The organism is Pseudomonas sp. ARP3 (genome assembly GCF_001029595.1).
GTDB lineage: Bacteria > Pseudomonadota > Gammaproteobacteria > Pseudomonadales > Pseudomonadaceae > Aquipseudomonas > Aquipseudomonas rhodesiae.
The window spans coordinates 93,846-106,052 of record NZ_LEKF01000012.1 but is presented as its reverse complement, the minus strand read 5'-3'; the positions used below and the strand labels follow the sequence as shown (position 1 = coordinate 106,052).

The following is a 12,207-nucleotide window of genomic DNA, read 5'->3' as shown; positions in this document are numbered from 1 at the left end:
TCGCCCCCGATGACGGCTCGCTATTCAGTAATCGTCTCCGCGCTCGGTCACATCCCGCTCCACCGGTCCCGCATGCGGGTCAAATCCCACCGGGAACTTGCCTTTCAATGTCCAAGCAAACGCAATGATCTCGGCAATGGTGCGATACAACTCCTCGGGAATACTGTCGCCCAATTCCATGCGGGCCAGCAGTTTTACCAACTCGGCGTTTTCATAGATCGGTACTTCGTTTTCCCGCGCCAGCTTGAGGATGGCTTCGGCCAGGGCATCATCGCCTTTGGCGGTGAGCGTCGGCGCCTGCTGGCCGTCGTACTTGAGGGCAATCGCCTGGCGAGATGATTCGGTGGTCTTCATGCGGTTTCGTCCACCCAGCGTTGTTCCAGGCCTGTCTTGGGGCCCCGTGGCGGCGTGCCAAGGTGGCAGTCGAGGTCGCCGACGTTGAGGCCCGAGGTCACCAGGCGCTCGCGCAGACTGCCCAAATGGCTTTCGATCAGGCTCGCGGTAAACGGTCGGGTCGCCCACAGTTGGCTCGACAACTTGCCCTGGCTCAACTGCGCCTGCACCTGCAACGGGCCCAGGGGTTCCATATCGAAGGCCAGCTCAACGCGCCAGAGCATCTGCTTGGCGTCCTTATTGGCTTTGCGTTCGGGCTGATCCTTGTCCGGCGCCGGTTCTTCACGCTGGAACTTGACCTGCAACGGCACGATGTCCTGCAGGGTGCGCATGGGGATTTCCAACTGCCAAGTGGTTTGCAGGCGGCCATCGGCCGTAGTGCCGGTTTGTTCCAGGCTCGACAACTGATGGCTCTGCAAGCGCGAGATCGCCCCGGCGGCCAGGCGCAGCAGGTTTTCCAGATCGCCTTCGCCCTCCAGCTTGCCCATCAGGCGCTCGGGCAGAGGGAAGCTCACCGGTGCCTGGCGTGCGCTGACTTGCCCCAAGGTATTCAGCGGGCTGCGCACAAAGTTCGGCAGCATCTGGGCCAGGGTGTTGGCGGCCAGGATGGCATTGAGGTTGGTATTGGCGGGCAGGGCGGGGACCAGGTCGGCGACCAACCGCAGCAGCGCACCTTTCATATCCAGGGGCGGTACCTGCGGGTTCTGGCCGGCCAGCAGTTTGGCCTCCAAAAACGCGCCGCTGTTCTGAATCACCTGGGCCAGCACTTTCGGGTTGCTCACCTGGGCCAGGTCCGGCAGGGTGGCCAGCAGACGGTCGGCGGCGGCGCGTAGGTCCGCCGAGGTACTGCCCTCACGCGGTAAGTTCTGCAACGCGTTGAACACTGCATCCAGCGAACCTTGGCGGCTTTGTTGGGTCGCCAGCTGTTGCGTGACGGCCAACTGATCCTTGAGCCCGCTCAACGGCACGAAATTCAAGGTTTGCGCGTTCTGCACCACCGCGCTGAGCAGGCTGCCGACGCGCAACGGCTGCGGGCTCTCCACGGTCAGCGTCGCGCCGGCCATGGCGCTGTTGAGCACTGTGACCAGCGAGCGGTAGATCGCCGGCTGTGTGGTGCCCTGGGGCAACACCTGGGTGGTCAGCACCTTGGCCTGCAGCAGCGTGCCTTCGGGGATTTTGCTGGTATCGATGCGCGTCAGGGCGGCGACGTTGGCGCTCAACGCTTGCTGCAGACTCAAGGTCAGGTTGCCTGCAGCCGTCTGACTGACCGCCACATTGCTGCCCAGAGGCAACGGCTGTGGGCTGCTGGCTTGCACCAGGGTCTGGCGACCGCCATCGAGGGTCAGCTTGAGCAGCAACTGGAAAGCCTCGCCGCCTTGTTTGAGGGCGATGACTTCCGCATTGGCGGTTTTCCCCGGGTCGATCAGCCCCGTCTGCGGCTCCAGCAGTTTAAGCAGTGCGCCGGCCGCCGGCAGCGATGGAGCGCCGCTCGCCGGGCTGGCAGGTAACGTAGGAAGGTTGATCTCACCGGTCATTGCGTGCGCCGTCTCTGGGGAAATTGCCCTCTTTAGAGTAGGGCATCGCATGTATAATGCCGCCCGTCTGCAAAGAGAGCGGTAAAAACCTCACAACTATTTGATCCAGCTCTCTAAAATCGGTCGCCAAAGCCGTTATTGTGCATCTCTCTTTAACGGCCGCTGCACCGCCGACTTGAACCGTAAAGGCCCGCGATCTTTTGACCAGCCCTCTTCTTGAAGCCGTAGCGCTTGCCTGTGAACGCGACCTGCGCCTGCTGTTCGAGCACCTCGAACTGCGGCTGGCGGCCGGCGACATGGTGCAGGTCAGTGGCCCCAACGGCAGTGGCAAGACCAGCCTGCTGCGCCTGTTGGCCGGGTTGATGCAACCCACGGCCGGTGAAGTGCGCCTCAACGGCAAGCCTCTTAACGAGCAGCGCGGCGAATTGGCGCGCAATCTGATCTGGATCGGCCATGCCGCCGGTATCAAAGATGTGCTCACTCCCGAAGAAAACCTCAGCTGGCTCACCGCCCTGCATCACCCCGCGTCCCGCGAGGCGATCTGGCAGGCGCTGGCCGCTGTCGGCCTTAAAGGCTTTGAAGACGTGCCTTGCCACACCTTGTCCGCCGGCCAGCAGCGCCGTGTCGCTTTGGCCCGCCTGTATTTGCCGGGCGCGCCGCTGTGGGTTCTCGATGAACCCTTCACTGCCCTGGATAAGCAAGGCGTGGCCCAATTGGAAGAGCACCTGGCCCGGCATTGCGAGCAGGGCGGTCTGGTGCTGCTCACCACGCACCACAGTTTGACGCGGGTGCCCGCCGGTTACCGTGAGTTGGACCTGGGGCGGTGGTCGCTATGAGTGTGTTCGCCTTGCTGGTCGCCCGCGAAGCGCGCTTGCTGTGCCGCCGCCCAGCTGAATTGGCCAACCCGCTGGTGTTCTTTGCCATCGTGATTGCGTTGTTCCCGCTGGCGGTCGGTCCCGAGACTAAACTGTTGCAAACCTTGTCGCCGGGACTGGTGTGGGTAGCGGCGCTTTTGTCCGTCCTGCTCTCGCTGGACGGGCTGTTTCGCAGTGATTTCGAGGACGGTTCTCTGGAACAGTGGGTCCTTTCGTCGCACCCCCTGCCACTTCTGGTGTTGGCCAAGGTACTGGCACACTGGGCTTTTTCCGGCTTGGCGCTAGTCTTGCTCTCGCCGCTGCTGGCGATGATGCTGGGTTTGCCCGTCGAATGCCTGCCGATCCTGCTGCTGAGCCTGTTGCTCGGTACGCCGGTCCTCAGCCTGCTGGGGGCGGTGGGCGCGGCGCTGACAGTAGGTTTGAAGCGCGGCGGGCTGTTGCTGGCGCTATTGATCCTGCCGTTGTACATCCCGGTATTGATCCTCGGCAGCGGTGCCTTGCAAGCCGCGCTCATGGGCATGCCGGCAACCGGTTACCTGCTGTGGCTTGGCAGCCTGACCGCCCTGGCGGTAACCCTGACACCTTTTGCGATAGCCGCCGGCCTGAAGATCAGCGTCGGCGAATAATGAGGTCTGGCCGGGCGTTATGCCTTCGCCAGTAAAGACCCTAAGCTGCTTGCCACGACAAGCGGTAACCGTGACGGAAACAGCAATGAACTGGACCTGGTTTCACAAGCTCGGCTCGCCCAAATGGTTTTATGGCATCAGCGGTAAATTGCTGCCGTGGTTGAGCCTCTTCGCCGCAGCGCTGATCGGCATCGGCCTGGTCTGGGGCCTGGCCTTCGCGCCGCCGGACTACCAGCAAGGCGATAGCTTCCGGATCATCTATATCCACGTGCCCACCGCGCTGCTGGCCCAGTCCTGCTACGTGATGCTGGCGGTGTGCGGCATTGTCGGGCTGGTGTGGAAGATGAAACTGGCCGACGTGGCCCTACAATGCGCCGCGCCCATCGGCGCGTGGATGACCGCCGTGGCGCTGGTCACCGGCGCCATCTGGGGCAAACCCACCTGGGGCTCGTGGTGGGTGTGGGATGCACGACTGACGTCTATGTTGATCCTGCTGTTTCTGTACTTCGGTCTGATTGCGCTGGGCAATGCGATCAGCAATCGTGACAGCGCCGCCAAGGCCTGCGCGGTACTGGCCATTGTCGGTGTGATCAATATTCCGATCATCAAGTACTCGGTGGAGTGGTGGAACACCCTGCACCAGGGCGCCACCTTCACCCTCACGGAAAAACCGGCGATGCCCGTGGAAATGTGGGCGCCGCTGCTGTTGATGGTGCTGGGGTTCTATTGTTTCTTCGGCGCGGTGCTGCTGATGCGCATGCGCCTTGAAGTGCTCAAGCGCGAGGCCCGCGCCAGTTGGGTCAAGGCCGAAGTGCAAAGCTGCCTGGGGGCGCGGGGATGAGTTTCAGTTCTTTCGGCGATTTTCTCGCCATGGGCCATCACGGCCTGTATGTCTGGACGGCCTATGGCATCTGCCTGGCGGTGCTGGCCCTCAACGTCGTCGCGCCGATCCTGGCGCGCAAGCGTTACCTGCAACAAGAGGCGCGTCGTCTGCGCCGGGAGACCGATAAGTGAATCCGCTGCGTAGAAAGCGTCTGTTGATCATCCTTGCCATCCTGGTGGGCGTCGGCATTGCCGTGGGCCTGGCCTTGAGCGCCTTGCAGCAGAACATCAACCTGTTTTACACGCCGACCCAGATCGCCAATGGCGAAGCGCCGCTGGACACACGCATCCGTGCCGGCGGAATGGTGGAGAAAGGCTCGCTGAAGCGTTCCGGCGATTCCCTGGACGTCACCTTCGTGGTCACCGACTTCAACAAGGCCGTGACCATCACCTACCGCGGTATCCTCCCGGACCTGTTCCGCGAAGGCCAGGGCATCGTCGCCCTGGGCAAACTCAACGCCGACGGCGTGGTGGTGGCCGATGAAGTGCTGGCCAAGCACGACGAAAAATACATGCCGCCGGAAGTCACCAAAGCCTTGAAAGACAGCGGCCAGTCCGCCCCTGCACCCGCGAAGGAGGGCTAAGCCATGACGTCCGCACTGTTTATTCCCGAGCTGGGCCAGTTGGCGATGATCCTCGCGCTGTGCCTGGCGATTGTTCAGGCCGTGGTGCCGTTGCTCGGTGCCTGGCGCGGTGATCGACTGTGGATGAGCCTGGCGCAGCCGGCTGCCTGGGGGCAGTTTGCGTTCCTGCTGTTCGCCTTCGGTTGCCTGACGTACGCCTTTATGACCGACGATTTTTCCGTCGCCTATGTCGCCAATAACTCCAACAGCGCACTGCCTTGGTACTACAAGTTCAGCGCCGTGTGGGGCGCCCACGAAGGTTCATTGCTGCTGTGGGCGCTGATCCTCGGCGCCTGGACCTTCGCGGTGTCGGTGTTTTCCCGCCAGTTACCGCAAATCATGCTGGCCCGCGTGCTGGCCGTGATGGGCATGATCAGCATCGGCTTCCTGCTGTTCCTGATCATCACCTCCAACCCGTTCAGCCGTATCCTGCCGCAGGTTCCGGCGGACGGTCATGACCTCAACCCGTTGTTGCAGGACATCGGCTTGATCGTGCACCCACCGATGCTCTACATGGGCTACGTGGGGTTCTCCGTGGCCTTCGCCTTTGCCATCGCCGCCTTGCTCGGCGGGCGGCTGGATGCGGCGTGGGCACGCTGGTCGCGGCCGTGGACCATCGTCGCTTGGGCTTTCCTCGGCATTGGCATCACCCTTGGTTCGTGGTGGGCCTACTACGAACTTGGCTGGGGCGGCTGGTGGTTCTGGGACCCGGTGGAAAACGCCTCGTTCATGCCATGGCTGGTAGGCACCGCGCTGATTCACTCCCTGGCGGTCACCGAAAAACGTGGTGTGTTCAAGAGCTGGACCGTGCTGCTGGCCATCGCGGCCTTTTCCCTCAGCCTGCTGGGCACCTTCCTTGTGCGTTCGGGCGTACTGACTTCGGTGCACGCGTTTGCCTCCGACCCGGCGCGCGGCATCTTCATACTGATATTCCTGCTGTTCGTGGTCGGTGGTTCGCTGACCCTGTTCGCCCTGCGCGCGCCGGTGGTCAAGAGCCAGGTGGGCTTCAACCTGTGGTCGCGGGAAACCCTGCTGCTGGGCAACAACCTGGTGCTGGTGGTGGCTGCGTCGATGATCCTGCTCGGCACGTTGTACCCGCTGGTGCTGGATGCTTTGAGCGGCGCCAAGCTGTCCGTGGGCCCACCGTATTTCAACGCCTTGTTTATTCCGTTGATGGGCTTGTTGATGGTGGTGATGGCGGTCGGCGTACTGGTGCGCTGGAAAGACACCCCGGTGAAATGGTTGCTCGGCATGTTGATGCCGGTGTTGCTGGGCAGCGTGGCCCTCGCCGTGATCGCGGGTATCGCCTACGGCGACTTCAACTGGGCGGTGCTGGCCACGTTCCTGCTGGCAGCCTGGGTGCTGCTGGCCGGCGTGCGCGACATCTTCGACAAAACCCGCCACAAAGGCCTGATCAAAGGGTTGCCGACGTTGACCCGCAGCTACTGGGGCATGCAGATCGCGCACTTGGGCATTGCCGTGTGCGCCCTCGGCGTAGTGCTTTCCAGCCAGAACAGCGCCGAGCGCGACTTGCGCCTGGCACCGGGCGAGTCCATGGACCTGGCCGGTTACCACTTTATTTTCGAAGGCGCCAAGCACTTCGAAGGGCCGAACTTCACGTCAGACAAAGGCACCGTGCGCGTCGTCCGAAACGGCAAGGAAATCGCCGTGCTGCACCCGGAAAAACGCCTCTACACCGTGCAGAGTTCGATGATGACCGAGGCCGGTATCGACGCCGGTTTCACCCGCGACCTCTACGTGGCCCTGGGTGAACCGCTGGGCGAGGGAGCGTGGGCGGTGCGCGTGCACGTCAAGCCATTCGTGCGCTGGATCTGGTTCGGCGGCCTGCTAACCGGTTTCGGTGGTTTGCTGGCAGCACTGGACCGGCGCTATCGAGTCAAGGTCAAAAGCCGCGTGCGTGAAGCGCTCGGCCTGCAAGGAGCGGCGGTATGAAGCGTTGGTTAATGGTGTTGCCGCTGGCGGCGTTTCTGGTGGTGGCGGTCTTCCTGTATCGCGGCTTGTACCTGGACCCGGCCGAACTGCCCTCGGCGATGATCGGCAAGCCGTTCCCGGAATTTTCCCTGCCTACCGTGCAGGGCGATAAAACCCTGACCCGTGCCGACCTGCTGGGTAAGCCAGCGCTGGTCAACGTGTGGGGCACCTGGTGCATCTCATGCCGCGTGGAACATCCGGTGCTGAACAAACTGGCCGAGCGCGGCGTGGTGATCTACGGCATCAACTATAAGGACGACAACGCGGCGGCGCTTAAATGGCTGGCCGAGTTCCACAACCCGTACCAATTGGACATCCGCGACGAAGACGGCAATCTCGGCCTGAACCTGGGCGTCTACGGCGCTCCGGAAACCTTCTTCATCGATGCCAAGGGCGTGATCCGCGACAAGTACGTCGGGGTGATCGACGAAGTGGTATGGCGCGAGCAATTGGCCGCCAAGTACCAGGCGCTGGTTGATGAGGCCAAGCCATGAAGCGCTTGTTAGCCGCTGCCGTACTGGCACTGGGCTTGGCCGGCGTGGCCCACGCCGCCATCGACACCTATGAGTTCGCCAATGACGCCGAGCGCGAGCGCTTTCGCGACCTGACCAAAGAACTGCGCTGCCCTAAATGCCAGAACCAGGACATTGCCGACTCCAACGCGCCCATCGCCGCTGACCTGCGCAAAGAGATCTTCCGCATGTTGGGGGAGGGCAAGGACAACCAGCAGATCATCGACTTCATGGTCGACCGCTACGGTGACTTTGTGCGTTACAAACCGGCGCTGACCGGCAAGACCGCGTTGCTCTGGTTTGGCCCCGCCGCGCTGTTGCTGACCGGTGTGGTGGTAATGGCTGTGATCGTCCGCCGTCGCCGCGCCGCGCCCACCGATGGCTCCGACGCGCTATCCCCTCAAGAGCGCCAACGTCTCGACCACTTGCTGGACAAAACCTCTGATGATTGATTTCTGGCTCGCAGCAGGCTTGCTGCTTTTGGTTGCCCTGAGTTTTCTGTTGATCCCTGTGTTACGTGGCCGCCGTGCCCAGCGCGAGGAGGATCGCACCGCACTGAATGTGGCGCTCTACCAAGAGCGCGTGGCCGAACTGCAAACCCAGCAGGCCGAAGGCGTGCTCGACGCCGCGCAACTTGACACCGGCCGCGCCGAAGCCGCCCGCGAATTGCTGGCCGACACCGAAGGTGTGGAAGCCCCCCGCGAATCGCGTCTGGGTAAACCGCTGCCGTTGCTGGCCGCGTTTCTGGTGCCGGTGCTGGGCCTGGGCTTGTACCTGCACTTTGGTGCCAGCGACAAGGTGGAACTGACCCGCGAATTCTCCCAGCCGCCGGTGTCGCTGCAAGACATGACCCAGCGTTTGGAGCGCGCCGCCGCCGCCCAGCCGGATTCGGCCGAAGGCCTGTACTTCCTCGGTCGCGCCTACATGGCCCAGGATCGCTCCGCCGATGCGGCCAAGGTCTTCGAGCGCGCCGTGGCCCTGGCCGGTCGCCAGCCGGAACTGCTCGGCCAGTGGGCCCAGGCCCAGTATTTTGCCGACAACAAACAATGGTCGCCGAAGATCCAGGCATTGACGGACGAGGCGTTGAAGCTCGACCCGAAAGAAGTCACCAGCCTCGGCTTGCTCGGCATCGCCGCGTTTGAAGGCGAGCGCTATCAGGACGCTATCGACTACTGGGGGCGTCTACTCGCGCAACTGCCGCCGGAAGACAATTCCCGCGTCGCGCTGCAAGGCGGCATCGACCGCGCCACGCAAAAACTCAAGGAAAGTGGCGGCACCGTCGCCCAGGCGCCTAAGGCGGCAACCTTGAAAGTGCGCGTGGATGTGTCCGCTGACGTAAAGGCCAAGGCCCTGCCAGGCGACAGCGTGTTTATCTTCGCCCGTGCCGTGAGTGGCCCGCCGGCGCCGTTGGCGGCCAAGCGCGTCACCGTGGCCGAGTTGCCGATCACCGTCGAACTGGGCGATGCCGACGCGATGATGCCGCAGTTGAAACTGTCCAACTTCCCCGAAGTCCAACTGGTTGCGCGCATATCCCGGGCTGGTCAACCGACCGCCGGCGAGTGGATCGGCCGCAGCCAACCCCTGGCCAGCTCCACCACTGCGTTGCAGCAGCTGACCATCGACAGTCCGGACAAGTAATTCGAGGAAACGCCATGACCGCATTCGCACGTATCACCTTGCTCAGCCTGGTATTGGGCCTGAGCGCTTGTGCGGTCCACCGGCCACCGCCTGCGCCGACCGGCCCGACCATCCCGCCGTCGGGCCCATCGACGCAGCCCAGCACCAAACCGTCCGGCCCGGTAACCCCGCCGCCAAAGCCGCTGCCAACCAAGTCCCCGACCTTCGCCCCACCACCGGGCGCCGCCAGCCACTGGGACGGCAAGATGCAGGTGTATGTGCTGGACGAACAACCCGATACCTTCTACCGCCAGCGCACCTACTACCGCTGGAGCAACGGCTGGAGCCGCTCCATCAGCCCCAACGGGCCATGGGAGGAGACGGACGTGCACGGCGTGCCGCCGGGGTTGAGTAAGCAATACGCGCAGTGACAAAAGGCGACCTTCGCAGACTGTGTGAAAACGCACTGATGGTGGTTCCAAGCAAACGCCCCGACTTGCTCGGGGCGTTTGCTTTTGTGCAGACAGCAAGCGGAAAAAGGCCAACGCCATTTCGGCTCTTGTACCCTCAAGCTGTCGCAGCAGGAGGCGAGCATTGCCAAACAACCGCTGCTCAAGGTTGCCGAGCGGATGCGCAACGATGGATCTCCGAGCGGTCATCATTGCTGGATGCGCCAGCATTCGCTCTCCTTGGATGTCGGCCATAACGAAAAATGCTCCGTACCTTTCGATACGGAGCATTTCTTTGAGCGCCGCGCAGATTGTTAATTGTTCACACCGTATGTTCGGGTTGCCTTTTTCATCCTGAAACCCATTCCTCGAAACATGGAGAGCATGTGCGGGAGGGGCGCTGCGAAGATTCAACTTGCCCAACCACTAGAGGTTTTCTCAGCCATCAAGTCACAGGATATTCCCGCTCCAGTGTTTCATTCACCGACAGCTACGCGCTCTCAGCCATCTGCACTAACGCCAGCACCCGCTTGCGACTTGCGCCATCTAGGCTCTCGGCACAATCGTAGGCACAGGCGGTCGCGGATTCCAGCATCTCGCTGGGGTTGTTCAATGCCGCTTCGGTGCTGAGGCCGAGGTGGAGGGTGAAGATCATATTCGGCGTGGATTGTGGAATCACGTTCGAAGCGGATGGCGGGGGGGATTGGGGGTGACCTTTTTCATGCAGTACATCTCCATTCAGTTGGAGCTTACCGCGTCAGCGACCATGCAGAAGAGTGGCGAGCAGTATTCAGGTTGGTCGACCAGGGAATGGAAGTCCCGCCGGGCGTGAGCCCTCCCAAGCACAGCTCGCCATTACACGAAAATGATAATGCCGCGTTCGCGGCACTATGCGCCATTCTAATCCAGGCAACCAAGCCTGATCGCTGATGAGCTGCGATTGCTAAGGGCTAACGATGCCTCATAGCAACTGTAAGCCAACAAGTTTGTAAGAAAAGTCGTGAGAGTTTGACTTGGTTTTTAAAGTGGTTTATCGATATTTGGTCTGACAGACCATTCCTATACATGGGGTAGTGGAAATCACTTGAGTACCTATCTGTTTGGCTAGCTATTTTTTCTGTGAGTAATCAGTTAGCTTCAAGATATTCAAATGTCTTGGGGTTTCAGATGAATCTGCTAGATATCGGTAATACTCCGTTTGTCGAGTTGGCGACTATTTCTCTGAACGGGAATAGAGTTTTTTCCAAATGTGAGTTTCTAAATCCTTCAGGAAGCCATAAAGATAGAACGTACTTGAATATTGTTAGCGAGTTGGAGCGAAGCGGTGAAATTGAACCGGGTATGATCCTTGTAGACTGCTCCACGGGGAATGGCGGTGCGGCACTTGCTTGGATAGGTAGAGCTAAAGGTTACGGTGTAAAAATATTTATGCCTGAGGGGATGACTGAAGAAAGAAAAACGCAAATTCGCTCGTTTGGGGCGCAAATAATTGAAACTCCAAAAGAAGAGTTTTTGTCCGGAGCGGTCGCAAGAGCTAAAAGTTATCGCGCTACAAATCTCTCAAGTGGTATCTACTTTCTCGATCAGTCCGAGAATATCTTAAATAGGGAGGCTTGGAATATCTGTGGAAAGGAAATAGTGGCAGCGCTGAAGGGGCTTGATGTGGTGCCTGATTTTTTCGTATGTTCTATAGGGACTGGAGGCACATTCTCCGGTATTGCTGAAATATTAAAGCGCGAATACAAGAATATAAAAACTGTTGGGATTGAGGTTGACAGTTCAGCGCCTTTGTATGCAAAAAGAAATGATCTGGTTTTTAAACACTGCTCTCATAATCTCATGGGGCTTGGAGCTGGAGTTCTATCGGCGAATACTGTGTCCGCGCTTATTGATGAAATAAGAGTGGTTGATGGTCCTGCCTCTTGGGCTCGAATGAAGAGGTTTATAGCAGAAGAACGACTTGCAGTCGGTCCGACTTGCGGAGCGAATATACTTATTTGTGAAGAAATCGCTGCTGCATTTAGTAATAAGAATATTGTTACTTTGTTTTTTGATAGCTCTTGGAAATACAAAAGTCGATGGGATGGGAACTATCCGGAATACAGCGAGGTGCAATGATGTTGCTCGAAGAGGTTTATAGAAATGCAAAAGTTGTGAGCTCTGGAAAATCTTTAACGACAGTGAATGAGTTTACTGATAAAATACCTGCGCTACGGCCTGCGGTTCTAATGGAAGTGGCTCATGGAATTATAAAGCTAATGGATTTAAGTGTCACAAAAATTGTAACGGAGGAAGATAAAGGTGCTGCATTGGCTACTGCTATCTCCTTGTTGACAGGCATTCCGTTGGCTATGGCAAGGTGGTATTCGTATAATCTTGGAGATGCTAATGAGCAAGTGGTTGATATTAGCTCTGAGTACTTTCAAGGAAAGATGTATCTCAATGGAATCAAAGCGGGCGATAGGGTAGCTATTATTGACGATACATTAAGTACTGGTGGGGCTGTAATTGCATTAGTAGAGGCTGTAAGGGCCTGCGGGGCGGAGCTGGTTGATGCTCTATGTGCTGTTGAAAAAGTTGGGAATCATGGCTTTGATAATGTTCATAGAAGTACGGGCGTCTCTGTAAAGACGCTTATGAAGATATCCGTTCATGAGAAGGGTGTGAGTATAATTAGGGAGGATTTTTAAATTGCTTGGTGGT

Annotated in this window: 15 protein-coding genes and 1 pseudogene; 12 read left to right on the top strand and 4 right to left on the bottom strand. The window is 59.5% G+C overall.

Annotated features, from left to right (window positions below; translation table 11 throughout):
* Nucleotides 1-24: 24 nt before the first annotated feature.
* Both ABX75_RS15630 and ABX75_RS15625 read right to left on the bottom strand, forming a co-directional pair.
* Nucleotides 25-354 (bottom strand): EscU/YscU/HrcU family type III secretion system export apparatus switch protein, encoded by a 330-nt coding sequence (locus tag ABX75_RS15630; RefSeq protein ID WP_034112674.1) that lies wholly within the window; start codon nucleotides 352-354, stop codon nucleotides 25-27.
* Nucleotides 351-1,928, bottom strand: coding sequence for a flagellar hook-length control protein FliK (locus ABX75_RS15625; protein WP_047882253.1), 1,578 nt, complete (start codon nucleotides 1,926-1,928; stop codon nucleotides 351-353). Before ABX75_RS15625 ends, ABX75_RS15630 begins: the two co-directional genes overlap by 4 nt.
* 200 nt (nucleotides 1,929-2,128) lie before the next feature.
* On the opposite strand from ABX75_RS15625, the gene ccmA reads away from it, so the two are divergent.
* From ccmA to ABX75_RS15575, 10 genes are all read left to right on the top strand, one after another.
* On the top strand, nucleotides 2,129-2,764 hold the full coding sequence (gene ccmA / locus ABX75_RS15620; protein ID WP_034112678.1) for a cytochrome c biogenesis heme-transporting ATPase CcmA: 636 nt from the start codon (nucleotides 2,129-2,131) through the stop codon (nucleotides 2,762-2,764).
* Complete coding sequence (gene ccmB / locus ABX75_RS15615; protein ID WP_034096629.1) at nucleotides 2,761-3,429, top strand: heme exporter protein CcmB; 669 nt, start codon at nucleotides 2,761-2,763, stop codon at nucleotides 3,427-3,429. Before ccmA ends, ccmB begins: the two co-directional genes overlap by 4 nt.
* 85 nt (nucleotides 3,430-3,514) lie before the next feature.
* Nucleotides 3,515-4,270: a heme ABC transporter permease gene (locus tag ABX75_RS15610; RefSeq protein WP_034096630.1), complete on the top strand. Its 756-nt coding sequence runs from the start codon at nucleotides 3,515-3,517 to the stop codon at nucleotides 4,268-4,270.
* Nucleotides 4,267-4,443 (top strand): heme exporter protein CcmD, encoded by a 177-nt coding sequence (gene ccmD, locus ABX75_RS15605; protein WP_034096631.1) that lies wholly within the window; start codon nucleotides 4,267-4,269, stop codon nucleotides 4,441-4,443. Before ABX75_RS15610 ends, ccmD begins: the two co-directional genes overlap by 4 nt.
* Complete coding sequence (gene ccmE, locus ABX75_RS15600) at nucleotides 4,440-4,895, top strand: cytochrome c maturation protein CcmE (RefSeq protein WP_034096632.1); 456 nt, start codon at nucleotides 4,440-4,442, stop codon at nucleotides 4,893-4,895. Before ccmD ends, ccmE begins: the two co-directional genes overlap by 4 nt.
* Nucleotides 4,896-4,898: 3 nt before the next feature.
* Nucleotides 4,899-6,887 carry a heme lyase CcmF/NrfE family subunit gene (locus tag ABX75_RS15595; RefSeq protein WP_047882252.1) on the top strand — a complete coding sequence of 663 codons (1,989 nt, stop codon included), beginning with the start codon at nucleotides 4,899-4,901 and terminating at the stop codon, nucleotides 6,885-6,887.
* Nucleotides 6,884-7,420 carry a DsbE family thiol:disulfide interchange protein gene (locus ABX75_RS15590; protein ID WP_034096634.1) on the top strand — a complete coding sequence of 179 codons (537 nt, stop codon included), beginning with the start codon at nucleotides 6,884-6,886 and terminating at the stop codon, nucleotides 7,418-7,420. The genes ABX75_RS15595 and ABX75_RS15590 overlap by 4 nt, the downstream gene beginning before the upstream one ends.
* Entirely contained in the window at nucleotides 7,417-7,890 is a 474-nt protein-coding gene (locus ABX75_RS15585) for a cytochrome c-type biogenesis protein (protein WP_034096635.1), read from the top strand. Before ABX75_RS15590 ends, ABX75_RS15585 begins: the two co-directional genes overlap by 4 nt.
* A complete protein-coding gene (ccmI, locus tag ABX75_RS15580; protein WP_034096636.1) occupies nucleotides 7,883-9,076 on the top strand; it encodes a c-type cytochrome biogenesis protein CcmI in 1,194 nt (397 codons plus the stop codon). The genes ABX75_RS15585 and ccmI overlap by 8 nt, the downstream gene beginning before the upstream one ends.
* A gap of 14 nt (nucleotides 9,077-9,090) precedes the next feature.
* A complete protein-coding gene (locus tag ABX75_RS15575; RefSeq protein WP_040266271.1) occupies nucleotides 9,091-9,486 on the top strand; it encodes a lipoprotein in 396 nt (131 codons plus the stop codon).
* Between the two features lie 108 nt (nucleotides 9,487-9,594).
* Here the strand turns inward: ABX75_RS15575 and ABX75_RS29050 are convergent.
* Nucleotides 9,595-9,741 (bottom strand): annotated as a pseudogene (locus ABX75_RS29050) (IS5/IS1182 family transposase); the annotation flags it as partial.
* 253 nt (nucleotides 9,742-9,994) lie between these two features.
* Complete coding sequence (locus ABX75_RS30030) at nucleotides 9,995-10,099, bottom strand: DUF6124 family protein (protein ID WP_371263996.1); 105 nt, start codon at nucleotides 10,097-10,099, stop codon at nucleotides 9,995-9,997.
* Between the two features lie 572 nt (nucleotides 10,100-10,671).
* On the opposite strand from ABX75_RS30030, the gene ABX75_RS15570 reads away from it, so the two are divergent.
* Nucleotides 10,672-11,622 carry a cysteine synthase family protein gene (locus tag ABX75_RS15570; protein ID WP_047882251.1) on the top strand — a complete coding sequence of 317 codons (951 nt, stop codon included), beginning with the start codon at nucleotides 10,672-10,674 and terminating at the stop codon, nucleotides 11,620-11,622.
* Complete coding sequence (locus ABX75_RS15565; protein WP_218187044.1) at nucleotides 11,622-12,194, top strand: phosphoribosyltransferase family protein; 573 nt, start codon at nucleotides 11,622-11,624, stop codon at nucleotides 12,192-12,194. Before ABX75_RS15570 ends, ABX75_RS15565 begins: the two co-directional genes overlap by 1 nt.
* Nucleotides 12,195-12,207: the final 13 nt, after the last annotated feature.